This window comes from Ruegeria meonggei (assembly GCF_900172215.1).
Taxonomy (GTDB): Bacteria; Pseudomonadota; Alphaproteobacteria; order Rhodobacterales; family Rhodobacteraceae; genus Ruegeria; species Ruegeria meonggei.
The window spans coordinates 266,327-291,943 of sequence record NZ_FWFP01000003.1; the positions used below are offsets into that span (position 1 = coordinate 266,327).

The 25,617-nt window shown below is 57.7% G+C and carries 26 protein-coding genes; 13 read left to right on the forward strand and 13 right to left on the reverse strand.

Annotated features, from left to right (window positions below; genetic code table 11):
• Position 1 precedes the first annotated feature (1 nt).
• From RUM8411_RS06470 to RUM8411_RS06490, 5 genes are read right to left on the reverse strand one after another with little or no spacing between them, the layout of a single operon-like run.
• Positions 2-679 carry a hypothetical protein gene (locus RUM8411_RS06470; protein ID WP_085821862.1) on the reverse strand — a complete coding sequence of 226 codons (678 nt, stop codon included), beginning with the start codon at positions 677-679 and terminating at the stop codon, positions 2-4.
• On the reverse strand, positions 679-1,122 hold the full coding sequence (locus tag RUM8411_RS06475; protein ID WP_085821863.1) for an ATP synthase subunit C: 444 nt from the start codon (positions 1,120-1,122) through the stop codon (positions 679-681). Before RUM8411_RS06475 ends, RUM8411_RS06470 begins: the two co-directional genes overlap by 1 nt.
• Positions 1,119-2,915, reverse strand: coding sequence for a V-type ATP synthase subunit I (locus RUM8411_RS06480; RefSeq protein ID WP_085821864.1), 1,797 nt, complete (start codon positions 2,913-2,915; stop codon positions 1,119-1,121). The genes RUM8411_RS06475 and RUM8411_RS06480 overlap by 4 nt, the downstream gene beginning before the upstream one ends.
• Positions 2,912-3,517: a V-type ATP synthase subunit D gene (locus RUM8411_RS06485; protein ID WP_085822020.1), complete on the reverse strand. Its 606-nt coding sequence runs from the start codon at positions 3,515-3,517 to the stop codon at positions 2,912-2,914. The genes RUM8411_RS06480 and RUM8411_RS06485 overlap by 4 nt, the downstream gene beginning before the upstream one ends.
• Positions 3,495-4,856 (reverse strand): V-type ATP synthase subunit B, encoded by a 1,362-nt coding sequence (locus tag RUM8411_RS06490; protein ID WP_085821865.1) that lies wholly within the window; start codon positions 4,854-4,856, stop codon positions 3,495-3,497. Before RUM8411_RS06490 ends, RUM8411_RS06485 begins: the two co-directional genes overlap by 23 nt.
• A 310-nt stretch (positions 4,857-5,166) precedes the next feature.
• Here RUM8411_RS06490 and RUM8411_RS06495 point away from each other — a divergent pair, with 310 nt between their 5' ends.
• The 8 genes from RUM8411_RS06495 to RUM8411_RS06530 all read left to right on the forward strand — a co-directional run bounded on the left by RUM8411_RS06495 (position 5,167) and on the right by RUM8411_RS06530 (position 12,730).
• On the forward strand, positions 5,167-6,906 hold the full coding sequence (locus tag RUM8411_RS06495; protein WP_085821866.1) for an ABC transporter substrate-binding protein: 1,740 nt from the start codon (positions 5,167-5,169) through the stop codon (positions 6,904-6,906).
• Between the two features lie 83 nt (positions 6,907-6,989).
• On the forward strand, positions 6,990-8,039 hold the full coding sequence (locus tag RUM8411_RS06500) for an ABC transporter ATP-binding protein (RefSeq protein ID WP_085821867.1): 1,050 nt from the start codon (positions 6,990-6,992) through the stop codon (positions 8,037-8,039).
• Position 8,040: 1 nt separating this feature from the next.
• Positions 8,041-9,117, forward strand: coding sequence for an ABC transporter ATP-binding protein (locus tag RUM8411_RS06505; RefSeq protein WP_085821868.1), 1,077 nt, complete (start codon positions 8,041-8,043; stop codon positions 9,115-9,117).
• Complete coding sequence (locus RUM8411_RS06510) at positions 9,114-9,977, forward strand: carbohydrate ABC transporter permease (protein WP_085821869.1); 864 nt, start codon at positions 9,114-9,116, stop codon at positions 9,975-9,977. Before RUM8411_RS06505 ends, RUM8411_RS06510 begins: the two co-directional genes overlap by 4 nt.
• A complete protein-coding gene (locus RUM8411_RS06515) occupies positions 9,974-10,771 on the forward strand; it encodes a carbohydrate ABC transporter permease (protein WP_085821870.1) in 798 nt (265 codons plus the stop codon). The genes RUM8411_RS06510 and RUM8411_RS06515 overlap by 4 nt, the downstream gene beginning before the upstream one ends.
• 8 nt (positions 10,772-10,779) lie before the next feature.
• Entirely contained in the window at positions 10,780-11,184 is a 405-nt protein-coding gene (locus RUM8411_RS06520; RefSeq protein ID WP_085821871.1) for a DUF2160 domain-containing protein, read from the forward strand.
• A 66-nt stretch (positions 11,185-11,250) separates the two neighbouring features.
• Positions 11,251-11,646 carry a BlaI/MecI/CopY family transcriptional regulator gene (locus RUM8411_RS06525; RefSeq protein WP_085821872.1) on the forward strand — a complete coding sequence of 132 codons (396 nt, stop codon included), beginning with the start codon at positions 11,251-11,253 and terminating at the stop codon, positions 11,644-11,646.
• On the forward strand, positions 11,633-12,730 hold the full coding sequence (locus RUM8411_RS06530; RefSeq protein WP_085821873.1) for a M56 family metallopeptidase: 1,098 nt from the start codon (positions 11,633-11,635) through the stop codon (positions 12,728-12,730). Before RUM8411_RS06525 ends, RUM8411_RS06530 begins: the two co-directional genes overlap by 14 nt.
• Before the next feature lie 9 nt (positions 12,731-12,739).
• Here the strand turns inward: RUM8411_RS06530 and RUM8411_RS06535 are convergent, their stop codons facing one another.
• The 4 genes from RUM8411_RS06535 to RUM8411_RS06550 form a co-directional block, all read right to left on the reverse strand.
• Positions 12,740-14,143: an MATE family efflux transporter gene (locus RUM8411_RS06535; protein WP_234995144.1), complete on the reverse strand. Its 1,404-nt coding sequence runs from the start codon at positions 14,141-14,143 to the stop codon at positions 12,740-12,742.
• Between the two features lie 84 nt (positions 14,144-14,227).
• Positions 14,228-15,325, reverse strand: a complete 1,098-nt coding sequence (locus tag RUM8411_RS06540; RefSeq protein WP_085821874.1) for a mandelate racemase/muconate lactonizing enzyme family protein — start codon at positions 15,323-15,325, stop codon at positions 14,228-14,230.
• Positions 15,322-15,837 carry a redoxin domain-containing protein gene (locus RUM8411_RS06545; RefSeq protein ID WP_085821875.1) on the reverse strand — a complete coding sequence of 172 codons (516 nt, stop codon included), beginning with the start codon at positions 15,835-15,837 and terminating at the stop codon, positions 15,322-15,324. Before RUM8411_RS06545 ends, RUM8411_RS06540 begins: the two co-directional genes overlap by 4 nt.
• A gap of 107 nt (positions 15,838-15,944) precedes the next feature.
• Complete coding sequence (locus RUM8411_RS06550; RefSeq protein WP_085822022.1) at positions 15,945-16,985, reverse strand: L-idonate 5-dehydrogenase; 1,041 nt, start codon at positions 16,983-16,985, stop codon at positions 15,945-15,947.
• A 70-nt stretch (positions 16,986-17,055) separates the two neighbouring features.
• Here RUM8411_RS06550 and RUM8411_RS06555 point away from each other — a divergent pair, with 70 nt between their 5' ends.
• A complete protein-coding gene (locus tag RUM8411_RS06555; RefSeq protein ID WP_085821876.1) occupies positions 17,056-17,823 on the forward strand; it encodes an SDR family oxidoreductase in 768 nt (255 codons plus the stop codon).
• Positions 17,824-17,840: 17 nt separating this feature from the next.
• Here the strand turns inward: RUM8411_RS06555 and RUM8411_RS06560 are convergent, their stop codons facing one another.
• The 3 genes from RUM8411_RS06560 to RUM8411_RS06570 all read right to left on the reverse strand — a co-directional run bounded on the left by RUM8411_RS06560 (position 17,841) and on the right by RUM8411_RS06570 (position 21,233).
• Complete coding sequence (locus RUM8411_RS06560; protein ID WP_085821877.1) at positions 17,841-18,431, reverse strand: LysE family translocator; 591 nt, start codon at positions 18,429-18,431, stop codon at positions 17,841-17,843.
• A gap of 15 nt (positions 18,432-18,446) precedes the next feature.
• The gene (locus RUM8411_RS06565; protein ID WP_085821878.1) at positions 18,447-19,370 is read right to left on the reverse strand and encodes a 2-hydroxyacid dehydrogenase; all 924 of its coding nucleotides are present in this window, start codon (positions 19,368-19,370) and stop codon (positions 18,447-18,449) included.
• Positions 19,371-19,433: 63 nt separating this feature from the next.
• On the reverse strand, positions 19,434-21,233 hold the full coding sequence (locus RUM8411_RS06570) for an IlvD/Edd family dehydratase (RefSeq protein ID WP_085822023.1): 1,800 nt from the start codon (positions 21,231-21,233) through the stop codon (positions 19,434-19,436).
• Positions 21,234-21,443: 210 nt separating this feature from the next.
• On the opposite strand from RUM8411_RS06570, the gene RUM8411_RS06575 reads away from it, so the two are divergent.
• Together RUM8411_RS06575 and denD are read left to right on the forward strand one after the other, a co-directional pair.
• Positions 21,444-22,328 (forward strand): NAD(P)-dependent oxidoreductase, encoded by an 885-nt coding sequence (locus RUM8411_RS06575; protein ID WP_085821879.1) that lies wholly within the window; start codon positions 21,444-21,446, stop codon positions 22,326-22,328.
• The gene (gene denD, locus RUM8411_RS06580) at positions 22,325-23,293 is read left to right on the forward strand and encodes a D-erythronate dehydrogenase (protein WP_085821880.1); all 969 of its coding nucleotides are present in this window, start codon (positions 22,325-22,327) and stop codon (positions 23,291-23,293) included. The genes RUM8411_RS06575 and denD overlap by 4 nt, the downstream gene beginning before the upstream one ends.
• Here denD and RUM8411_RS06585 read toward each other — a convergent pair.
• Positions 23,290-23,940 carry a GntR family transcriptional regulator gene (locus tag RUM8411_RS06585; protein WP_085821881.1) on the reverse strand — a complete coding sequence of 217 codons (651 nt, stop codon included), beginning with the start codon at positions 23,938-23,940 and terminating at the stop codon, positions 23,290-23,292. The two genes, denD and RUM8411_RS06585, sit on opposite strands and share 4 nt — an antisense overlap.
• A gap of 195 nt (positions 23,941-24,135) precedes the next feature.
• Here RUM8411_RS06585 and RUM8411_RS06590 point away from each other — a divergent pair, with 195 nt between their 5' ends.
• Together RUM8411_RS06590 and RUM8411_RS22820 are read left to right on the forward strand one after the other, a co-directional pair.
• Entirely contained in the window at positions 24,136-25,149 is a 1,014-nt protein-coding gene (locus RUM8411_RS06590; RefSeq protein WP_085821882.1) for a TRAP transporter substrate-binding protein, read from the forward strand.
• A gap of 78 nt (positions 25,150-25,227) precedes the next feature.
• Entirely contained in the window at positions 25,228-25,614 is a 387-nt protein-coding gene (locus RUM8411_RS22820; protein ID WP_200818539.1) for an enolase-like domain-containing protein, read from the forward strand.
• The last annotated feature ends 3 nt before the right edge of the window (positions 25,615-25,617 follow it).

A 25,617-nucleotide genomic window follows, 5' to 3' on the forward strand; every position in this document is an offset into this window, starting at 1 on the left:
GTTAACGGATCACCCCTTCTAACACCGCACGAAAGCGCGGCTGCAGATGCTCCATCAGCAACGAGGCTACCGCTTTGTCCGTCAAATCCAGCACCACGCCCTGATCCTCGGCCCGCACCTGAATTCCGTCCTGCGCACTGTCCGCGGCGTGCAGCTCGACCTGCTCCCGCAGCATTTTGGCGGTCAGCCCTAAGACGTATTTCGTCAGCTTGCCGGATTGAATGTCATCGGCGTTCTGCTTGATATCTTCTTGCGTGGCGACTTTGGCGGGAAGGATCACTTGCACCTTGCCGTCCAGATTGGCCCTTTCGGCAGCGCGGCCGACGACTTCGAGGATCATCTGTTTCAGCAGTTCCGGGTCGGACATTTCCTTGGTGACCAGACGCTCGACATCTTCGCGAAACCGATCCGTCAGCCCGGCTTTCATGGTTAGTACCGCATCGCGCATGGCGGTATTCAGCGCCTCTTCCCCTGCGGCGCGGTAATTTTCGGATTCGACCCGGGCCTTTTTCTGAAAGGCCTCTGCCTCGCGCCTTGCTTCGGCCAGGATTTTCGCCGCCTCTGCCTTGGCTTCGCCACGCAGCTTTTCCGCGTCGGCCTGCCCGGCCGCGACACCTTCATTGCGCAGTTTGTCGATCAGGGCGTCGACCCCGTGCGAGATCTTATCATCCTGTGCCATCAACTGATCCCCGCGCTGATGACCAGAGCGAAGACAAAGGCAAAGACGCCGAACCCTTCGATGATCGCAGCCGGGGCCAACGCCAGTCCGAAGATTTCGGGTTTCTCTTTGGTCGCGTTGATGGCCGCTGCGCAGGCCCTACCCTGCCATATGCCGCAATACATCAGCGCGATGCCCGACAGAATGCCGATCCCAAACAAACCGCCCGCATTTTCGGGGGTCACATCGCGGTTCAAGGTGAACATGATGACGATGCCGTAAATCACCATTGTTGAGGGAAAGGCCGAAACCCCAACGAAACGGCCATATCCGCCATCCGTTTCAGTCATAGCTCCGATACTGGCCATTCCGGCGATAGAGCACCCAATAGCGCTTGCCGCTGCGCCCAATGCCATGGGGGCATAGATACCCAGCCAACCCAATGTAAGAACAAGCTCATTCATTCCTGAACCTCCTTGCGGGCGAACGGACGAAATACAATGCCTTCATCCGGCAGACCCCATTTAAAGAATTCGATGTAGTTGAGGCGTAATCCGTGGACGACGCCGCTCATCATCGCCAACGCGAAATTAAGGACATGGCCGATGATCAGGATCAGCAAGCCAAACAGGATGCCCGGTCCCTTGAGCGCTTGCATCACTGACATTGCCAGATCATTGAAGGTGATCGCCAGCGAGGCCGAGGCCAGCCCCAGCGCAAACAGGCGCATGTAACTCAGGACATCTCCGAACGCGCCCATCGCCCCGGCCAAGCTCTGCAGACCTTCCAGGAATCGCCACAGCCAGTCGGTCGGTGTTTTGATGACCCGCTCGCTGGAAAACAGCACGATTGCCAGAACGCCCGTCCCCGCCAGTGCGCCGCCCGAGACCAGCGAGGCCCCTTTCATATAGGCAAGCCACATGACGAACCCACCGACCAGAACTGCGATCCAGCCCAGATTGGCAAGCGCCTTGCGTTGCCCCCATGCGGCCCGCGCGGCCAGTGCATTGGCCAGAACCAGATGCAAGACGCCGACAACAATCGAAATCATCATCATTGCGCCGAAGTTGTTGAGGTCGAGAAGTTTGAGTTTGGCCCAAACCGACCCCTGGGGCGGTATCACACCGAAATAACTGCCAACCAGAACGCCATACAGGATCGTTGCGCCCGAGACGATCAACCCGAAACGCCGCCAAGATCGTTCTTTGGCCGTTCCTGCCAACCGTTTCCAGAACAACAAAAGCCCCACAAAGATGACCGCCCCATACCCTGCATCAGCGACGATCATCGCAAAGAAAATCGCGAATGAGGCGGCGACGATGATGCTGGGATCCCAGTCCTTGTAGCCAGGCACCTGATAGAACAGCGCCAGATCTACCGCAGCGGCGCGCTTGTCTGGTTGTTCCAGCAATGTGGGTGGGATGTCTTCGGGGCCGGGTCTTTCGATCAAAACGGCGCCGTTCTTGGATTTGGCCATGTCCAGCACCGCATCAATACGATCCTCGGGCACCCAGCCCTGCAACGCGAACATGGCGTTTTCATCGCGCACTTTCTGGGTCGCATGGGCCAGTTCCGCAGCACTTTCCGCCGCCGACAGGTTGCGCCGCATCAGGGTCAGATAGCGCGTCTGTGCCACCCGCTCGGCCTCAAGGGTTTCAATCGCGATCTCGGCCTCTTCCAACTGCGCCTCTAGCTCGTGAATGGGCAGCGACCCAGTGTGTGTACGCGGAACCGGCAGGATGTCGTCGCCTGGGTCATCGGGGCCAATCAACACCGCATAGATAAAGCGGTGGTCCTGCTCCAATATCGCCCACGGCAGTGTCAGGTCGCCCAACGCATCCCGATGCTTGAGTGGCAGTTGGTAGAACCACAACCGATTGTCCGCCAGAACCTCGGCGGGCGGGAAATCCAGATCCCCCCAAGGACGCACCTGCGCAATCCGATGGGCCAGAAAATCCCGCCGATCCAGCATCTCGCGGCTGCGTTGCATCAGATCCAGCACATCCCGGACAAACTGATCCATATCGAAGTCGGGATCACGCTGAATCTGACGGCGCGGATCCGCCACATCGGTCAGAAACCGCAATGCCTTATAGGCGTCCCGCGCCCCGCGTTGGTTGATCTTTTCCGGCTCATCAGGCGGAGAGGCAAGCGGCAAAACGTGCATGCAGCCAAGATCCTGCAGGGCCTCAAGTGTATCGGTCTTACGTGCGGCGGGTCCAACCAGCGACAGTTTACTGAGCCTTGCAACACTCACGACACAGCCTCCTGCGCGTGCTTACGTTTCGAAATTTTCGAACGCACGACCGCCTGCATCTGCTCATCACTCAGATAGATGCGGATTTTCTTGATGTTGGCCTTGGCCCGTGGGATCAGAACCTTTTCGAAAAGGTTGACGCGCTGGGTGATCGTGGCCACAGCTTTGTCGAAAATCTTCACCCGTGCTTTGGCCACTGTGACGCGCAGGCGGGCCTCGATCATGTCATGCAACAACTGCGCTGTCGCATCGACCCAATGCGGTTTTGCCAACAAGGAATACGGTCGCACCGCGACCTCGATCCGGTCAAGCGCAGGCATTTTGACACCCACCACGTTGACTTCGGTGACCTTGTAATCCTTCAGCTCCACCAACCCGTTCAGATCGACACCCTGCTGCGCCAGCATCGGCAGCTTTTCCCCGACCTGCTGCGCCAGATCTCGAACCTCTTGCTGCAGGCGCATGACGTCCGTCCGCGCCTTGGCGCGTTCCGCCATCAATTGCTGGCGTTTGAGATCCAGTGACGGCAAGAACCGCTCATAGCTTTTCAACTGCATCTGCTGACGGGCCAACGACGATTTATTCAGCTGCAACCGTGCCATCGGCATCCTTTGGGAAATACTTGTCGATCAAAGCCTGCTTCATCAACAACTGTCCGGGCGCGAAACATTCCGCCAGAGTTTTCCAGCCCAGATCCAACGCCTCCTCCAGCGGGATCGAGACGTTGATATCCATGAAACGCGCGCGGAACAGGGCTCCGAATTTCAGCAATTGGTGATCATAATCCGACAGATCAAAGGCCATGGCCTGTTTCTGCGCGGCATCGCGGCTTTCAGAATAGAACCGGATCATCGTGTTCATGATCTGGCCGTGATCTTCGCGAGTGGTTTTGCCGATCACGTTCTGCTTGAGGCGCGACAGGCTGCCAAACGGGTCGATCACGCCCGAGTGTAAATAGATCTGCCCTTCGGTGATATAACCCGTGTTGTCCGGCACAGGATGGGTCACGTCATTGCCCGGCATCGTCGTGACGGTCAGCACAGTGACCGACCCGCCTTTGGCGTAATCACAAGCCTTCTCGTATCGCCGCGCCAGCTGAGAATAGAGGTCTCCCATGTAACCCCGCTGCGATGGCACACGTTCTTGGCTGATGCCGACCTCTTTCATCGCATCGGCATAGGCCGTCATGTCTGTCAGCAAAACCAGAACGCGCTTGCCCTCTTCCACCGCGAACTTCTCGGCCACGGCCAGTGCCATGTCAGGCACCAGCAGGCGTTCCACCAAAGGGTCCATCGCCTGATTAACAAACATCACCGTCCGCGAGAACACGCCAGCGTCCTCGAAAGACGTACGGAACGTATAATAGTCATCGAAAATCAGTCCCAATCCGCCGAACACCACAACATCGGCGTCCGCCTGAATGCCAATGCGGCTGAGGAAGGTATTGAAGGGTTCGCCCGAGACCGAAAAGATCGGGATCTTCTGGCTTTCCACCAGCGTGTTAAACACGTCGATCATCGGCACATCGGTGCGGATCATCTTGTTCGGCACTGCACGCTCTACAGGGTTTACCGTCGGCCCACCGATATCGATCCGGGGCTCTGCCGACAGATCCGGCCCACCGTCGATCGCCTCACCCGCCCCGTCAAACACACGCCCCAGAATGTTGGCTGAATACGGGGTCTGCATAGGATGGCCAAGGAAGGTTGCCGTCGCCTCGGTCGAGATTCCCTTGGTGCCCGAAAACACCTGCAGCGTCACCACATCCCGATCGATGAAGATCGCCTGCGCCAGTGTCTTGTGCCCGTCCACCGTTTCGATCACGGCCAGATCGTTGAACCGAACGACTGCCTGAGCAGAGCCGTCCAACGGCACCCTGACCTTGATCGTATCGCCCACAATTTCCAGAACACGCGTGTACTTCAAAAGACTTTGGGACATCACCTATCCTCAGCCGCGCAATAGAAATATCTGAAACCACTTCACGGAAAATCACGAACGAAACGCGTGATTTCTCAAACAGCTTACAAAGAATCAATAGCTTGGCAAGGACAGAAGCCGGGTATCCGCTGCAACATTACGGCGTCATCAAGCCGGGGTCGAATTTCGAGACATAACCCCATAAAAACAATGCACTATCGCGATTACCCCTCAATTACTAAAAAATTAGTTTGACACATGTGCGAAAAATCGCTGATGCTGATCGCCATCCGGTTCAAGCCGGATAACCATAAATTCTGGGAGGAAACAGATGCGGAGACATCTACTTTCCGCAGTGGCGGCGGCTGCCGTCATTGCGGGGCACGGTCCCGTTTGGGCCGACGAAGCCGCAGCACAGCGCTGGATCGACGACGAGTTCCAGCCATCGACCCTGTCGAAAGACGAGCAGATGGCGGAAATGCAATGGTTCATCGAAGCTGCACAGCCTTACAATGGCATGGAAATCAATGTTCTGTCCGAAGGCATTCCGACCCACTCCTACGAATCCGAGGTCCTGACCAAGGCATTCGAAGAGATCACGGGCATCAAGGTCAACCACCAGATTCTTGGTGAGGGCGAAGTAGTCCAGGCCGTACAGACCCAGCTGCAAACCGGTCGGAACCTGTATGACGGCTATGTCAATGACAGCGACCTGATCGGTACGCATTCGCGTCTGCAACTGGCCTATCCGCTGACCGACATGATGGGCGGCGACTGGGCGGGCACGACCTCGCCAACGCTGGATCTGGATGACTTCATGGGCATTCAGTTCACCACCGGTCCGGACGGCAAGCTGTATCAGCTGCCCGACCAGCAGTTCGCCAACCTCTACTGGTTCCGCAAGGACTGGTTCGATGATGAGGCCAACAAAGCCGCATTCAAAGAGAAGTACGGCTATGATCTGGGTGTTCCGGTCAACTGGTCAGCTTACGAAGACATCGCCGATTTCTTCACCAACGACGTGAAAGAAGTCGACGGCACCACGATCTATGGACACATGGATTACGGCAAACGTGCGCCTGACCTTGGCTGGCGTATGACCGATGCCTGGCTGTCGATGGCTGGAGCCGGAGATGTGGGTGAGCCAAACGGTATCCCGGTCGACGAATGGGGCATCCGCATGGAAGCGGGCACCTGTAATCCTGTCGGCGCGTCCGTATCGCGCGGTGGTGCGGCCAACGGTCCGGCCGCGGTCTATGCGATCCGCAAGTGGGATGAGTGGCTGCGGAACTATGCACCTCCGGGTGCGGCGTCTTATGACTTCTACCAGTCGCTGCCGGCGCTTAGCCAGGGCAACGTGGCCCAGCAGATCTTCTGGTACACCGCCTTTACCGCCGACATGGTCAAGCCGAAGTCCGAAGGCAATAACACTGTGGATGACGAAGGCACGCCTCTGTGGCGCATGGCGCCCAGTCCGCATGGCCCCTATTGGGAAGATGGCCAGAAAGTTGGCTATCAGGACGTGGGATCCTGGACCTTCCTGAAGTCGACCCCTGCGGATCGTGCTCAGGCGGCGTGGCTCTACGCTCAGTTCGTGACGTCCAAGACTGTCGATGTGAAGAAATCCCATGTGGGGCTGACCTTCATCCGCGACAGCTCGGTCAACCACGAGTCGTTCACGGAACGCGCTCCCAAGCTGGGTGGTCTGGTCGAGTTCTACCGCTCACCCGACCGTGTGGCATGGTCGCCAACCGGTATCAACGTGCCGGACTATCCGAAGCTGGCCCAGATCTGGTGGCAGCAGATCGGTGACGTGAACTCGGGCGCCTTCACCCCGCAAGAGGCGATGGACCGTCTGGCCGAAGAGATGGACATCACCATGGCCCGTATGCAGGCCGCGGATGAAAGCGCCGGTGTCTACGGTGGCTGCGGCCCGCGCCTGAACGAACCGCAGGATCCCGCCTTCTGGCTGGAAAAGGCGGGCTCGCCCAAGGCCAAGCTGGACAACGAAAAGCCGCAGGGCCAGACCGTCAACTATGACGAACTGGTTCAGCGCTGGCAGTCTCAGTAAGCCTTTGAAACCCCGGGGGTGCCGCTTCAGGCATCCCCACCCCAAGACCAGTGCGTTGCACTGAAAGACCGGAATCCACCGACATGATCGAATTACAGGACGCGACCAAAAGGGTCGGCAACGTCATCCATATCAAACCCACTAATCTGACGCTGCAGACCGGCCATTTCAATGTGCTGCTGGGCGCCACAGGATCAGGCAAGACCTCTCTTATCAAGATGATGGCCGGGCTGGATCCGATTGCCTTGGGCAAGGTGCTGATGGACGGGCAGGACGTCACGCGGCTGAACACGCAAAAGCGCAAAATCAGCCTGGTGCACCAGTTCTTTGTGAACTACCCGCATATGACCGTCTTCGACAACATCGCCTCGCCGCTGCGCGTGGCGGGCATGGCGCAATCCGAAGTCGAAGGCCGCGTCGAAGAGGCCGCCGACCTGCTGCAACTGCGCCCGATGCTGCACCGCCGCCCACATGAGCTGTCGGGCGGACAACAGCAACGTACGGCGCTGGCCCGAGCAATTGCCAAGGAAAGCCGCGCGGTGTTTCTGGACGAACCGCTGGCCAACCTGGATTACAAACTGCGCGAAGAACTGCGTGAACAACTGCCCGATCTGTTCGCAGGTCGCGGTGCAGTGGTGGTCTATGCGACGTCGGAGCCCGAGGAGGCACTGCTGCTGGGCGGTCAAACCGCCCTGATGGAAGATGGTCGCGTGACCCAGTTCGGCCCAACCGCAGACATCTATCGCAACCCGGAAAACATCGCCGCCGCACGGGTGTTTTCAGACCCGCCCATCAATGTCGGCCACATAACCGTGTCAGGCACACAGGCGCATCTGGCAGGCGGCGGAAAATGGACGGTTACCGATATCGCAGATGGTGAATACACTGTAGCGGTCCGCCCTCATCGTGTGACGCCGCTCCGGACCACGGACGCGGATGTAGAATTGACCGGTCGGGTCATAGTGACTGAGCTTTCGGGCTCGGATTCCAGCGCACATTTCCAGCATGGCGAGGATGCCTGGGTCTCACTGGCGACCGGCGTACATCCCTATCGGGTAGGAGAAGATCACGTATTTTACATGAACCCGGCCCATTGCCGGTATTTCGGCCAAGACGGCCAAAGGGTGGCCTGACATGGCGCAGATCAAGCTTTCAAACCTTCGCCACAGCTATATGCCATCGCCCAAAGGGCCCGAGGATTATGCGCTGAAAGAAATCGACGTCACCTGGCGCGATGGCGGGGCCTATGCGCTGCTGGGGCCGTCGGGTTGCGGGAAATCCACGCTGCTGAATATCATCTCGGGCCTGCTGACCCCGTCCGAGGGGCAGATTTTGTTCGATGATCGCGACGTGACCTCCCTGCCCCCGGATCAGCGCAACATTGCGCAGGTGTTTCAGTTTCCGGTGATCTACGACACCATGACCGTGGGTGAAAATCTGGCCTTTCCGCTAAAGAACCGGGGCGTCGATGCGGCAACGATAAAACGCCGCGTGGATGAGATTGCCGAGATGCTGGACGTCTCTGACATGCTGAGCACCCGCGCGTCGGGTCTGAGCCCGGATAACAAACAGAAAATCTCGATGGGTCGTGGTTTGGTCCGTGACGATGTCAACGCGGTGATGTTTGACGAACCGCTGACTGTGATCGACCCGCATCTGAAATGGAAGCTGCGATCAAAGCTGAAAGAGCTGCACCAGCGCGTCAAAGCGACGATGATCTACGTGACCCACGACCAGACCGAGGCGCTGACCTTTGCGGATGAGGTTGTGGTGATGCAGGACGGCGAAGTGGTTCAGATCGGCACGCCGGTTGAGCTGTTCGAGCGCCCTCAGCACACATTTGTCGGCCATTTCATCGGCTCGCCCGGCATGAATGTCCTGCCCTGCGAGGTAAAGGGCGACCGCGCCATCTTTGAAGGCCACGAAGTGGCACTTGAAGGACCAACCCATGGCGACGGCGGTCGCACCGATCTGGGCATTCGTCCGGAATATGTGAGCTTTGGAGAATCCGGTATCCCTGCGCAAGTGACCAAGGTCGCCGATATTGGTCGCCACTATGTGGTCAGCGCTATGGTCGGCAATACCGCCCTCAAGGCTGTCGCCGAACACAACGCACCCAACCCGGGATCACATGTTTTCCTGCAATTCAAACCTGAACAATCGCGCGTGTACCGCGACGGCTGGATCGCAACCAAGGAGCGCGGTAGATGAGAACGGAAAATCAAAGAGCCTGGTTCTTTGTCCTGCCGGTTCTGGCGCTGGTTGCGTTCAACGCGCTGGTGCCGATGATGACGGTGGTCAATTACTCGGTGCAGGAAACCTTTGGCAACAATCAGTTCTTCTGGGAGGGGCTGGGCTGGTTCGAGCAAATCCTGAGATCCGATCGCTTTCAGGCCGCTTTGGGGCGACAGTTCCTGTTTACCTTCATGATCCTGATCATCGAGGTGCCCTTGGGCATCATCGTCGCCCTGTCCATGCCGCGCAAAGGCTTTTGGGTGCCAGTCTGTCTGGTTCTGATGGCCCTACCGATGCTGATCCCGTGGAACGTGGTGGGCTCGATGTGGAACATCTTTACCCTGCCTAAAATCGGCCTGCTGGGATATTTCCTGAACGACGTCCTGGGCATCAACTATGACATGACCCAACAGCCTCTGTCGGCATGGATTACAGTCATTGTGATGGATGTCTGGCACTGGACCTCACTGGTGGTGCTGCTGTGCTATGCGGGCCTGGTTTCGATCCCCGACGCCTATTACCAGGCCGCCAAGATTGACGGCGCCAGCCCGTGGTCGGTGTTCCGGTATATCCAATTGCCCAAGATGAAGACGGTTCTGACCATCGCCATCCTGCTGCGGTTCATGGACAGTTTCAACATCTACACTGAGCCGTTTGTTCTGACCGGCGGTGGCCCCGGCAACTCGACCACCTTGCTATCGATTGACCTTGTGAAGATCGCGTTGGGACAGTTCGACCTTGGCCCTGCGGCAGCGATGAGCCTGATCTATTTCGCCATCACGCTGCTTGTGTCGTGGCTCTTCTACACTCTGATGACAAAGGATGACGCAGAATGAAAAAGCGTTCCATCATCCCGATACTTTACATCGCGTTCCTGATGCTGCCGATCTATTGGCTGGTGGCGATGTCCTTCAAGACCACGAATGAAATCCTGTCGGGCTTTTCCCTTTTTCCCCAAACCTTTACGCTGGAGAATTACACCACGATCTTCACCGACCCAACGTGGTATTGGGGCTACATCAACTCGATCACCTACGTGACGCTGAACACGGTGCTTTCGGTCTGTGTTGCCTTGCCTGCGGCCTATGCGTTCTCTCGGTATCGGTTCCTGGGTGACAAGCAGCTGTTCTTCTGGCTGCTGACCAACCGGATGGCCCCGGCTGCCGTATTCGCGCTGCCGTTCTTTCAGCTCTACTCCTCCATCGGTCTGTTCGACACCTATCTGGCCGTAGCCTTAGCACACACGCTGTTCAACGTGCCGCTGGCGGTGTGGATATTGGAAGGTTTCATGCGCGGCATCCCGAAAGAGCTGGATGAAACGGCTTACGTAGACGGCTATTCCTTCCCCCGGTTTTTCGTGACGATCTTCCTGCCCAACATCAAAGCGGGTGTGGGCGTGGCGGCGTTCTTCTGTTTCATGTTCTCATGGGTGGAGATGCTGCTGGCCAAAACGCTAACAGCGGTCGAGGCCAAACCCATCGCGGCCGTGATGACACGCACGGCCTCCAGCGCGGGGTACGAGCTTGGCCTGCTGGCTGCTGCCGGCACTTTGACCATCATCCCCGGCGCCATCGTCATCTGGTTTGTCCGTAACTACATCGCGCGTGGTTTCGCGATGGGCCGTGTGTGAGGTTCGATATGCGTAAACTTCTACTCACCCTCCCCCTGCTTTTCCCGACAACAACGCTGGCGCAGACTGCCGGTTGGGGCAGCGTCGGCCAGCAAGAGGAAAAAGGGTTTTCCTGGACCGCGCCTTTGTGGCCGGATTTCTGGATGGCCTGGACCCCGGCAACACTGGCGGTGTTTGTGGGCATCTTCTCGGCGATTGCCCTGATTGGCATACTCGAAGGCACAAAGTTCCGCGACGGGATCGAACGGCGCGGCGTGCTGGGCCTGACGACCACATTGGGCGATCGGCTGTTCATCACCCTTCTGGGCTCGGTCTATATCTTTCTGGCGTGGCTTGGATTGGTGGGCCAGCCTGTTTGGACGCCGCTCTTCCTGTCTGTCGGCTGGGGCGTCTTCGTGTTCTGGAAAGTTTGAGCTTTGCGAAATGGCGAAAGGATGCTTGTCTGTCAGGCATAATAAAAAATGCGACATGAAAGACCGATGCGAAAGAAAAAAACAACAAACCTGCTGACCGAAGTGGAGCTTGAGTTCATGAACGAACTCTGGGCACTGGGTCAGGGCTCGGTCCGTGACGTGCTTGATCGCCTGCCCCCGGAACGCAATCTGGCTTATACATCCGGCGCGACCATCCTGCGAATTCTCGACGAAAAAGGCTTTGTCGAAAGCCGCAAGGACGGCAAGACGCTGATCTATACACCGCTTCTGGAGAAAGACAGGTATCAGGCGCGATCGCTGCAGAACCTCTCCCGCACGTTGTTCGACGACACGCCCGCCTCGTTGGTGGCGCGTCTAGTCGACGACGCAGGGCTGAGCGAAGCCGATTTGGAGGATATTCGAGCACTGGTAGAGAGGAGACTGCAAAATGACAGCGGTTAAACCGGTTCTCGACGCGTATCTGGAATTGAACCTGGTCCTGGTCCTTGCGGCCATTGTGTGGCTGGTTGCCCGAGGCGTCCTGTCCAAAACAACACTGAGCCACGGTTTTGTGGCACAGCTGCGCGCGCTCAAGGCACTTTGTTTGTGTGTTGTTCTCAGCCCTCTTCTGGCGCTTGGCGTGTCCGCTCTGGCTGCACACGCCCCGGCCGGGGGGCCGGTGGCCATCGGCGATATCGCCGTGGCGGCTTATCTGCGCGGTGACATCGCGATGCCTGCGACCCAGTTCGAAGCGCTGCTGAACACGCGCCAGAGATGGGGCGAGGTGATCTTCAGCGGCGAGTATCAAATCGTGTCTGCGATCCTGGCGCTTATGGCACTGGCCTCCTTGGCCTATGCTTTGCGCATTGTCCGCGACGGGCTGGCGATCCGGGACACAGTCAACAACAGTTTTCTGTGGCGCCACTCGGCCAAGGTGGACATCCGCCTGTCTGACCGCATCGCCGTTCCGTTCGCGGTGCGGGGCCTGCGCAGACGTCATGTTGTCCTGCCCAGCCATCTGCTGGACACCCCACGCGAGCTGCGCTTTGCCCTTGCGCATGAACTTCAGCATGTGCGTGCCGGGGATGTCGAATGGGAGCTGGGCTTTGAACTATTGCGCCCGCTGCTGTTCTGGAACCCGGCTTACGTGGCGCTGAAATACCAGTTCGATCGGCTGCGAGAGCTGGCCTGCGATCAATCCGTCGTTGCCCGTTCTGGAATTGACGCGCGGGATTATACTTCGTGTCTGCTGGACTATTGCGCCCGTACCGTGGTGCGCGGCAGCCCGCGGGTCTTGAATGTCGCGCTGGTTACAGGCGGCAAGGCGAAACGTGTGCTGCGCCAGCGGGTCATTGCGCTGGCAGATGCGCCGGCGGTTCAGTCCTCTATGCCAGTCATGTTCCTTGGTCTGACACTGGTGTTTGCAACGGTTTTGGGTCTGGGCGCTGCATCGGTTCAACAGACCGAGGATTGGACCCATGATCGCCTGATGTTGTCCACTGTGGTCAATCTGGAACGGTTGGAAGCGCGCAATCAGGGCAACTAGCCCGGGCCTCTACCAGCCTCGCCGCCCAAACAGAGCCTGCAACCGGGTCTGCCCTGCAAAGGGATCAGCCGGTTGTGGCACCGCCAGAGTGGACACGACCCGGCGGACCAGTACCCAGCAGATCACCGCAAAGATAACGCCGCCCAACGCCTGCCCGATCAGCACACCGGGCGCGCCTGCGATATAGGCACCGGCCACGGCAAAAGGCCATGTGCCCAAAGTATGCCGCCCCCAATTGACCCAGGTCGAATACACCGGATGCCCGAGATTGTTGAAACTGGCATTGGCCACAAAGATCACCCCGTTGAAAAACGACGCAAGCGCCAGTGGACCACAAAACAGATAGATCAGCGCCCGGGTCTCGCCCTGCGCCTGAAACAGGTCGGCGATGGGCGCGCGCAGCAGGAAAAGCGTGGCGGCCATCAGGCAGACGTAAACGGCGGTGAATTTGACACCGGCCAGAAAGGCATCCTTCACACGGTCATACTGCCCTGCCCCGAAATTTTGCCCGACGATGGGACCAATGGCTCCCGAGAGGGCAAACACGACCGAGAACGCAACGGGGGTCAACCGCCCTATGACGGCCATCCCGGCCACCGCATCGGTTCCGAACTGAGCAACCTCGCGGATAACGATGGCGTTGCCGATGGGGGTGGCCACGTTGGTCAATACAGCAGGGATAGCAATTGCGCGCACTGGCCCCAAATCCGAAACCACCTGTATTAGCGATGGCCGGGCAAAGCCACGATGCACGCGCAGCGCGGGCCGGACTGCGGCGACTAATATGAAAATGCGAGCAATGACCGAAGCTATGGCCGCCCCATCCAAGCCCAACCCCACGGCAAAGATCAGGATCGGGTCCAGCACAGCGTTTACCACGCCGCCATAGATCGTGGCCTGCATTGATCGGCGCGCATCGCCATGCGCGCGCAACACAGCCATTCCCGTCATGGCCAAAGCCATCACCCACATGGTCGGCAGGATGATTGTTATATAACGCGCCGCAAGGCGGAGTACCTCACCTTCGGCCCCCAGTAGGGACAGGAAAAAGGGCAGGTTAAACAGAGCAATGACAGACACGGTGAAACCGACCAGAATGCCCAGAATTGCTACGCTGGTCGCATATTGGCGAGCCTGTTCCGACCGCCCGGCGCCCAGTTCCTTGGCCACCAGCGCCCCGGCCGCGATCGATAGGCCAACATTGATGGAATTGGTAAAGAACAACAGCGTTCCCGCATAGCCGACCGCAGCCGCCAAAGCGTCATTGCCCAGCATGGAGATGAAAATCATATCGACGAAATCGACCGCAAAAATCGCCATCAGGCCAATGCTGGTGGTCAACGACATACGCGTCACGTGACGCATCAGGCTGCCGGTCAGAAAAACCGCCCTAGGTTCGGATTGTGTTGCCATACCGGATTGCTGTCCTCGTGTCCCAAACCAAACTGCCCGTGTTTTATCCCCTGTCGCAACAACTAATCCAACAAGCGCAGGCGATCAGGGCGTGTCTTTGTGTTCAGCGTTCAGCATGTCCCAATCAAAAACCACCCCTGTTCCCGGAGTATCGGGGGCCACGGCCTGGCAATCCTCAACGACCAGCGGACGCTGTGTGTATTGGTCTATCGGAAACGAATGAACTTCCAGCCAGCCCGGATTTGGTTGCGCGGACACCAGGCTGACATGCAGCTCCTGCATGCCATGGCTGCACACCGGAATACTGTGTTGGGCGCTGCGTGCGGCCACCTGCAACCACCCCGTGATGCCACCACAGTTGGACGCGTCAGGTTGAATGAAACTCAGACTGGCATCTGCAAACGCATACTCGAACTCATGGATCGTGTGCAGGTTTTCCCCCATCGCCAAAGGCACACCAGTTTCCGCCGCAATACGACCATACCCCTTGTAGTCATCGGGAATGATGGGTTCTTCGAACCACAAGATGTCGAACTCTGAGAACCCACGCGCCACCGAAACCGCCTGATCGACGGACATTGAATAATTGGCGTCGACCATAAAAAACCTATCCTGGCCAAGCAGGTCGCGCACCGCCGCTGCGCGCCTCAGGTCCTCGGACAACTCGGGCTGACCCACCTTGATTTTAACACCGTTGAATCCGCGCTGCATATAGCCTTCGGTTTGCGCCAGTAGTTTTTCCAGAGGGAAGTTCAGGTCAATTCCCCCGGCATAGGCCTTACAACGATCTGACACACCCCCGGCCATTTTCCACAAAGGCTGACCGCTTTGTTTCCCGCGAATGTCCCACAGTGCGATGTCCACAGCCGAGATCGCAAAAGACGCGATGCCACCCCGAGCAACGTAGTGCACATGCCACAGCATGGCGTCGTACAAAACCTCAATCTGACTACTGTCCTTGCCGATCAAAAAGGGTATCAGATCGTGCTGCATCATCGCCAGCACCGCATGACCGCCCTTACCGCCGGTATAAGTGTACCCCACGCCTTCCACGCCTTCTTCTGTGCGCACCGTGACCGTGATCAGTTGGAAAAAGGTGTGGTCACCATGTTTGGCGTCGACCAGCACTTCGGCCAGAGGCACGTTGAACAGTTGGGCCTGAACCGAGTGTATCTTGCTCATGTTGTGCCGCGCACGGGACGATCATTGTCGATGTTAAAGATCATCCCGTCCAAAAGTTCATCCAGATCGGGACGGGCCGCCGGACCGTTTGAAATATCAGCCAGCATCAAGCTTCCGTCCGGGCGCATCGCAAACATGCCCGGTTCTGCAAAAGGCTGATCAGTCTCGGCTTTGGACAAAGGGTCAGACACGTAAAGGCCAAGGTCCCGCATCTGAGGCACCGTCAACCCGTAACACAGATCAAAACGCCACTCGAACTCTTCTCGATCAGCCACGGCTTTGTCTTTGGTGTCTGCGGACAGGACGATCACATCCATTTTCGCAGTCCAGTCTGACAGCTGATCGTTCAGCTTGTTCAGATACCGTTTACACCGCGGGCAGTGTCGACCACGATAGACAAACAATACGGACCAGCGCTGTTTTGGCTGGCCGATTTCGCAGATACCGCCATCCACATGTAAGAAACGTGTTGGCTCAACGCGTTCGCCAACATTGGGTTTTGAGTGTTTCATGCGGTCTCCTATTCTTAGATTTCTCGGCCTCCGGGCCCATGTCAATCCACGGTATCCGACTGCGTCTAGCCTTTATTTCTGGCACGTAGTGACCAACCCTCATACGGTTAAAACACCAACTGAACTTTCATCGCACAAGACCGATCCGAGGCCATTTCAAACGCCTTTACAGCTTCCGACACATCAAAGCTGTGGGACACAAGCTGATCCACATCCAACAACCTGGCCTGCATCATTTGCACTGCTGTCCTGAACTCGGCGTGAAATCGGAATGAGCCGCGCAGAGTGATCTCTTTTGCCGTGATTTTCTGCATCGGGACCTGCATATCTCCGCCCAGACCAAGCTGGATCAAGAGGCCACCGGGGCGCAAACCATCAACACCAGAAGCCAGCGCCTGTGGGGCCCCCGAGCACTCCAAATGCACGTCAATCTTGCCTTTTCCGTCTTGAAACCGCGCCAGAGCATCAGGATCAGTTTGGATATTGATGACGTCATCCGCGCCGCAGGTCTGGGCCAGCCCAAGCGTAAAATCCGACAAATCCGTCGCAATGATGCGGGCTGCGCCTGCACGGCGGGCGGCAAGGATCACAAGGCATCCGATCGGACCGCAGCCGGTGACAAGAACGGTCTTTCCAACGAGGCTACCGGCTTGTCGAATGGCGTGAAGGCATACGGCCAAAGGTTCGGCCATCGCAGCCTGCGCAGCCGTCAGCCCATCAGCCGGAATACACTGGTTTGCCTTTGCAATCAGCTTTTGCTGAAACGCACCCTGAATATGGGGAAAAGGCATCGCGCTGCCGTAGAACTGCATGTTGAGGCAATGGTTTTGCTGCCCGTTCAAGCAGTATTCGCAGGATTGACAGGGCCGGGATGGGGACACAGCCACCAATTGTCCAACCTGTAATTCTGTGACCCCTTCCCCCAGCCCGGCAACCGTTCCTGCCACCTCGTGCCCCAGAACCATGGGTTCGCGCAGGCGGATCGCTCCGAATCCTCCGTAGGTATAATAGTGCAAATCCGATCCGCAGATGCCCCCCGCTTTCATCTCGATCAGCACGTCGCCGGATCCGGGGGCTGGCGTTTCACGCGTTTCCAACCGCAAGTCCCGCGCAGCGTGGACAACAACACAGGCATTGGCGGCTGTCATGTCTTTATCCTCTATACAGTGCGGCAAAAGATACGGATAGTCGGGGCCATCCACCAAGGGGTTTTTCAAGATGGCTCTTCAAATGTTTGACCTGAAAGGGCAGCGGGTTCTGATCACGGGCTCCAGCCAAGGTATTGGTTTCGCGTTGGCCAAAGGTATGGCCGGTGCAGGCGCTGAGATCGTTGTGAACGGCCGAGACCTCGCCAAAATCAGCGCCGCCGCAACTGAGCTGCGGGCCGACAAAGCAACGGTTCACGAGCTGGCTTTTGACGTCACGGATCATGACGGTGTTCGGACGGCAGTGGACAGCTTTGAAGGTGCGACCGGTGCGATTGATATCCTGATCAACAATGCCGGAATGCAGCACAGGACCGAGCTGCAGGATTTTCCCGCCGACGCTTTTGAGCGCCTTTTGCAGACCAATATCGCCTCGGTCTTTCATGTAGGTCAGGCCGTTGCACGCCATATGATCGATCGGGGAGCGGGCAAAATCATCAATATCGCGTCGGTACAGACGGCTTTGGCCCGGCCCGGGATCGCGCCCTATACCGCCACCAAGGGCGCGGTGGCGAACCTGACCAAAGGTATGGCGACGGATTGGGCCAAATACGGGCTGAACTGCAACGCAATCGCGCCCGGTTACTTCGACACCCCACTGAATGCGGCGCTGGTTGCCGACCCCGAATTCAGCGCCTGGCTGGCAAAACGCACCCCGGCGGGCCGCTGGGGCAACGTAGATGAGCTGGTGGGCGCGGCGATCTTTCTGTCGTCTGCAGCATCCAGCTTTGTGAACGGCCATACGCTGTATGTGGACGGTGGCATTACCGCATCGCTGTGATGTCGGGTCAGTGCCGATCATAGGCTCGACACCACGGCCACGCCAACCACGATCATCAGGGATGCTGCCATTCCGACATTGATGTTTCGCTGTGTTGCTCGGCTAAGATTCAGACTGCCCAACCGAGCGCCCGCGCTGAGCCATATCAGGTGAACTGGCAACCAGATAATGTTGAAAACCAACAACTTTATCACGACTTCCCAAAACGGGGCCTCGGGCAGAAAGGCAAAACCGGAAAACAACGCGGTACCAACCACATAGGCCTTGGGGTTGATGAACTGCAACGTCAGCCCGTTGAAAAACCCAAGCGGCTTTTCAGCGGCGGAAAACCCGATCTTCGATCCCGTACTGGCGATACGCCACGCGAGGTAAGTCAGGTAGCCAACCGAGACGAGGAACAACACGGATCGAAGCGCCGGAACCGCCAGCACAAGCGCGGCGATCCCACTCACAACCAACATCATGTTGATGAAGCCGCCCAACATCAGTCCACCGACAAAGCCGAATCCGGAACGATAGCCGAAGGCCGCGCCGATCCCTGCGGTCGTCAAAACCCCTGGCCCAGGCGTGATCAAAAGGAAGAAGACTGCAATAACGAACTCAATCATTGCAGCCCTGCGCCATCACAGGTCTTTGCACTCGGGGACGGGCGTCAGAACAGTGCCATCGTTGAGGTGCTGCAACAGGTTATCGACGGTCAGGTTACCCATCGCCGCCCGTGTTTCTACCGTGGCGCTGCCCGCATGCGGTAACAGCACCACATTGGGCAAGTCACGCAAGGCCTGAGGCACGCGTGGCTCGTCACGGAAAACGTCCAGCCCTGCCCATCCAAGCTTGCCGCCCTGCAGGGCAGCGATAAGCGCAGGCTCATCCACAACCGATCCGCGGCTGACATTGATCAATGTTCCGCGAGGACCCAGAGCTTCAATCACCTCTTCATTGACCAGCTTGTCGGTTGATGAACCTCCCGGTGTGATACAGATCAGGACATCCACATGGTGCGCCATCGCGATCAAATTGTCGAAATACTTGTAGGGCACGTCTTTTTTGCTGCGGGTGTGATAGGAAATCTCGGGGTTCCACGGGCCCAGCTTGCGGGCAATAGCCTGCCCGATACGCCCCAGCCCCAGAATACCAACTTTCTGTTCGTCTGCCGACCGGGTCAAAGGTGCGTTGCCATTGCTTTCCCAGTATCCCGCCCGAACAAAGGCGTCATCGCGCACCAACTCGCGGTAACAGGACAACATCAGCAGAACAGCCGTAGTCGCCACTTCTTGGTTCAAGACGTCCGGCGTATGGGTCACTATCACACCCCGGCTGGCCGCTGCATTTGCATCAACGGCATCGTACCCCACGCCATACACGCTGATCACCTTTAGATTTGGCAAGGAGGCCATCAGGTCAGCAGGCGCCCCGTCATGGCCGTTGGTGACGATATGGGTGATGGCGTCCGCATCAAACGCATCACGCCGGTGAATATTGAACGCATCCGACAAACGAGTACGCATCGCCTCTGTGATACCGCCGATTTGCAGAAGATCAGCCATTGTGACCGCCTGCCTGGGGGCACCATCCGCACCTTTTGTGAACCAAAACCATCCCCAAATCCTTCAGTGATTGTCGCGAGGCACGTGTTTGCGCGCGATATCACGATACGCATCCGCCCCTTTCAAGGTCATGCCGCGATCCAGCCGGTCGACCTTTTCACGGAAAATCTCTTGCCAGGGGGATTGATTGGCCGGAATGCCATACCCCCCTGCAGCCTCAAGCGCACGGGCTCGTTCATTCAGTTCGTCCAGCGGCACCAACATGTTCGCAGAGCCTTTTCCTAGATCAATGCGCAGGCGATCTCCGGTTTGCACCAGCGCCAATCCTCCGCCATCCGCCGCCTCGGGTGACGCGTTCAGGATCGACGGGCTGCCGGACGTGCCCGATTGCCGACCATCGCCGATACAGGGCAACGCCTCGACGCCGTTTTTGATCAGATATGAAGGCGGGCGCATATTCACCACTTCAGCCGCCCCCGGATATCCTTTGGGGCCCGCGCCCCGCATGATCAGGATGCAGTTTTCGTCGATCTCTTCGGACGGATCGTCAATCCTGTGGTGAAAATCCTCGGGGCCGTCGAAAACAACCGCCCTGCCTTCAAACGCATTTGGATCATTCGGGTTCGACAGGTAGGCGGCACGGAAAGCGGGCGAAATCACGGATGTCTTCATGATCGCGCTTTCGAACAGGTTCCCTGACAAGTTTAGGAACCCAGCCTGCTGCTTGACCGGATCGCTCACCGGTGTGATCACATCCGCATTCAGGGATCGTCGGTTCACGCAGTTTTGGCCGATGGACTGCCCGTTTACCGTTATGGCGTTTGGGTTCGGCAGCAGGCCTGCCTCCATCAACTCTCCTACCACGGCGGGCACGCCGCCGGATTGCTGGTAATCCTCACCCAGGTATTTTCCTGCGGGTTGCATGTTGACCAGCAAGGGAACATCGTGCCCCAGCGCCTGCCAATCATCATTGTCCACCGCAACGCCCAGATGCCGGGCAATGGCGTTCAGGTGGATCGGCGCGTTGGTCGACCCACCAATCGCCGAGTTGATCACAATCGCATTCTCAAACGCGGCGCGCGTCATCACGTCGCTTGGGCGCAGATCTTCCCAAACCATTTCAACAATGCGTTTCCCGGTTTCATAGCTAATCTGTCCCCGCTCACGATACGGGGCGGGAATGGCGGCACAGCCGGGCAGTTGCATACCCAACGCTTCAGCAAGGGAATTCATCGTGGTGGCCGTGCCCATCGTGTTGCAATAGCCCACTGACGGAGCCGCAGCGGCTGCGATCTCCATGAATTCATCCGTATCAATCTTATCGGCGGCCAAGTCTTCGCGCGCTTGCCAGATCACGGTGCCCGATCCGGCCCTCTCACCCTTCCACCAGCCGTTCAGCATGGGTCCCACGGACAACGCAATCGCCGGGATGTTCACCGTTGCAGCCGCCATTAAAAGCGCGGGCGTGGTCTTGTCGCACCCGATGTTCAGAACCACCCCATCCAGCGGATACCCGAACAAGCTTTCGACCAGCGACAGGTAAGCCAGGTTGCGATCCAGCGAAGCCGTGGGGCGCTTACCGGTTTCCTGAATCGGATGTACAGGTATTTCGATGCATGTCCCCCCGGCCGCGATGATGCCATCGCGAACACGTTTGGACAGCTCGATATGGTGCCGATTGCAAGGGCTCAGATCACTGCCGGTCTGCGCGATTCCGATGATCGGCTTGCCGGATTGCAGCTCTTCCCGGGTGAGGCCATAGTTCAGATACCTTTCAAGGTACAATGCCGTCATTTCCAGATTGTCGGAGTTCATAAACCAATTGCGCGACCGCAATTGGTCCTTCGTAATTTTCTGAGCCATGGCCTGACCAGCCCCCATCGATGATTTGCTGTGGCGCTGCCAACCTCGCTTTCTGCGGCCGGGGCGTCAATCTCGAAAATTTAATTATTTTCGTGATTTTGCTCGCCAATCGTATAATGCCACATTAATTGAAACAAACCTGAGTTTGCGGAACGCTCGGCTTCGAACGCACTAATCCATCGCAACATCTCTTTGAAAGGACTTGCCGGCATGCCCCAAAACAGCCGCGTGACGTTGATAGGAACCGGCCTGATGGGTGCGCCCATGGCCCAAAACCTCTTAACCGGCGGGATCGATCTGACCGTCTGGAACCGCAGTGCGGATAAGGCAAAGCCGCTGGTTGACGACGGCGCCAAAACCGCCCCTACAGCTGCCAAGGCCGTTGCAGGCGCGAGTGTCCTGATCACGATGCTGTCGGACGGGTATGCAACCGAGGCCCTGTTGTCCGATCCTGAATTTTGCCAGGCACTGTCGCCCGGAATGGTCTGGATCGATATGTCCAGCGCTAAGCCGGAACATGCCCGCGAACAATCTGCCCTGTTGCACACATTGGGTGTCGCACATCTGGACGCGCCGGTCTCAGGCGGCACCAAGGGCGCAGAGGCGGGGTCGCTGGCGATCATGGTCGGCGGTGAAAAAACCACCTTCGATCAGGTGACACCTCTGCTTTCGACCATGGGGCGTCCGGTTCATGTCGGCCCCTCAGGCGCGGGACAGCTGTGCAAACTGGCCAATCAGACCATCGTGGCCGTCACGATCTCGGCCGTGGCCGAAGCAACCTTGCTGGCCGAGAAAGGCGGTGCGGACCCGGATGCCCTGCGTGCAGCCCTGAAAGGTGGGTTTGCCGACAGTGTGATCTTGCAGCAGCACGGCGCAAGGATGTCCGAAGGTGATTTTGAGCCCGGCGGTTTGTCAAAGTTCCAACTCAAGGATCTGGACAACACGCTGGCCGAGGCAGCTGCGTTTGACCTGAGGCTACCCTCAACCCAGGCCGTTCGGGATCGGTTCGCGTATCTGGTCAACGAAATGGATGGCGCTGACCTGGATCATTCCGCCTTGTATCAGGAACTAAAGAAACGGAACGGCCTGTCATGACGCAGGTTCTAATCATTGGCGCAGCCGGAATGCTGGGCCAAAAACTGACCCGACGCATTCTGACAGAAAACACCTTTGGCCCTGCGGACCGTCTGACGCTGTTTGACAGGGCGTTTTCCGACACTGCACCGGGTGTGACACCCTTAACGGGTGATCTGACCCAACCCGGTATGATCCAATCGCTTGCTGCCAGGCGCCCGGACGTGATCTTTCACCTTGCCGCCATCGTCTCGGGTCAGGCCGAGGCTGAATTCGATCTGGGCTGGAACGTCAATCTGATGGCCATGTGGGACTTGCTGTCCGCACTCAGGCACGAGCATGAGGCATCAGGTGGGCAGTACCGGCCACGGTTGGTCTTCGCCTCATCTATTGCGGTTTTTGGTGCACCATTTCCGGATCGGATCGAAGACGATTTCCTGTGCGCTCCGTTGACCAGTTACGGGGTTCAGAAAGCGGCGTCAGAGTTGATGATATCGGATTTCAGCCGCAAAGGGTTTATCGACGGGCTTTCGCTGCGCCTGCCCACTTTGTGTGTGCGCCCCGGAAAAGCAAACCTGGCGGCGTCGTCCTTTTTCTCGGGCATTATCCGCGAGCCGCTGAACGGGGATTGCGCCGTTCTGCCGGTTCCAGATACGGTGCGCCACTGGCACGCAAGCCCCCGCGCCGCTGCCCGATTTCTGACCCACGCGGCCGCGTTGGACACAGATCAGTTGCAGGGCCGCAATGCGCTGAACATGCCGGGTGTCAGTTGCACCGTTGCCGAGCAGATCGAGGCCCTGCGCAATGTGGGCGGACAAGCCGCAGTTGACCTGATCAAACCCGAACCGGACGCAACGATCGGGAACATCGTCGCAGGCTGGCCGCGCGATTTTATTCCCGAACGGGCCCGCGCCCTTGGATTTGAGGCCGAAGGCAGTTTCGAAGAGATCATCAAGACCTATCTGGAAGACGATTTTACCGGTTAATCGCCCATCGTCTTTCCGGTCAGGTGACGCGCCAGATGGTCGTGTATTTTTTGACGCGTCAGGTCTTCGTCCCCGGACAAAGCCGCATCCAGAATACTTGCGTGATGCTGGATATTTGCCGAAATGAACTCGAACCGTCGGTCTGCGACCATCAATTGCTGCCGGAACTGCGCGTAAATGCGCCCGTGCATCTGTTTGAGCGTCTCTGACCCGCAAGCCGAAATCAGCGTCTGGTGAAACTCGTTTTCCGAGGCAAACCATATGCTGACTAGATCGCTGGGGTCATCCTTGGCATGGATGCGCTTTTCGATGTGGCTCAGCTTGTGATGCGCGGCGGTCAGGCGGGCCTCCCAATCCACGCCGCCATTGCGGATGGACAAAACCGTCCCCTCGCCTTCCAGCAATATCCGCAGATGGGTCAGTTCGATCAGTTTCTGAGACGAACGGATAGGAACCCGAAAACCGCGCTGTTCCTGAAAATCAGCCAGACCAACCGTAGACAGGCGGAACAGCACTTCACGCACGGTACTGGCCGAGCACCCAAATTCCTTGCGCAAATCCTCGGCCCTCAGTTTTGCGCCGTGTTCGAACCTGTTTGATACAAGCCTGGCTTTAAGCTCTTGGTAGATATCAACTTCGCTGCTCATTCGTATACGTGTCCCGGGTTCTGGTCTGCTCTGGTCGTAACTCGATTTTCGATTTTATGCAATAATCTCGAAATTTTTTCAAATTTCACATTTTACTTGTTGCAATCGATTCGCCGTCCTAACGTCGAACGGCGTTCGTTATCAAGGAGGCAAAAAGACCTTCAGCATGCCACGCTCAACGTCTGGGAGGACAATATGAAGTTATTGACGACAGCGGCCGCTGTGGCCGTAGCGACCACCATGGCGGCGACCTTTGCTACCGCCGAAACAACCAAACTGCGCATTCAGACCCATTTCTCGCCTGAACAGCTGTCGGGTAAGATGGCGGCCAAATTTGTCGAAGACATCACCGAGATGTCGAACGGCGAGATCGAAGTTGAGATGTTCTATTCCTCATCCGTCGTGAAGTCGGTCGAAACATTTGACGCCGCCGCAACCGGTATTCTGGATTGTGACATGACCGGTGGGGGTTATCAGACCGGTAAGAACCCGGCCTTCCAATTCGCTGGCGATCTTCTGGGCGGATACCAGAACCCTTATCAGCAAATGGCGTGGCTACTGCATGGTGGCGGTCGGGATGCCCTGAACGAGCTGTACAATGGCTATGACATGGAATTCGTTGGCTGGTGGATTCCGGGCCCTGAATCTCTGGCCTCGACCAAGCCGATCAGGACGGCTGCCGATTTCAAAGACTGGAAGTTCCGCTCACCTCCGGGTCTGGCGACCAAGGTGTTTGCCGAATTGGGTGCTTCTCCTATCGTGATGGATTTCAACGAAATATTCACCGCGCTTGAAACCGGCATCATTGATGGTGCTGACGCGGCGAACCTGACCAACAATGTAGGTCTGGGTTTGTATGAAATCGCCGGGCACACCAACTATCCGGGATTCCATTCGATGCCAGCAGACCACCTTGCCTGCCGCAAGGATGTCTGGGATTCCATGCCCGCACATCATCGCAAGATCATCGAAGTCGCCATGGACAGCCTGGCGCTGCACAATGCGACCATCAACGAAGTGCAAAACGCCCAAACCGCCAAGGATCTGCGCGCGCAGGGCATCGAGTTGTATGAGTGGTCGCCCGAGGATCTGGCTGCGTACCGCGCCGCCGTGCAGGTTGGTTGGACAGACTTTGCAACCACACCTGAATCCAAGGCGCTTTTGGACAGCCACATCGCGTTTCTGAGAAACCTGGGCGCGATGGACTAATCGGCGCTTCGCTGAGAACACCTGTTGGAAAGGCTGCCTCGGTGGCCTTTCCGCGCTCCTCTCGGGTTCGTGGATTTCATGAAAATCACCAAAGTCATCAGTCACGTTCTGCGCTGCGACCTGTCCGAGGTGCCGGGATATTCGCAGCAGTATTACCGCCAACGTACGGCCCACCTGGTTGAAGTGCCGAACGACGAGGGCATAACCGGATGGGGAGAGCGCTTTGGCCCCGGTAACTTGGCGTGTGCAAATCAAGCCGACGTTCAGGCCTTGATCCAGCCTAAGGCGCTGGGGATGGAGCCAAATTCAGACGTCAAATTGTGCACAGCCGTGCGAAGCGGTATCGGCGACACCTATCCGTTTCAGATTAAGGACAACACTGGCCGGTTCAAGGACCCCAAGGCCCCCGGTATCAGTGTGACGCCGGATCGGGATTTCATTGATCACTTTCGGATAGCTGCTTAGCGG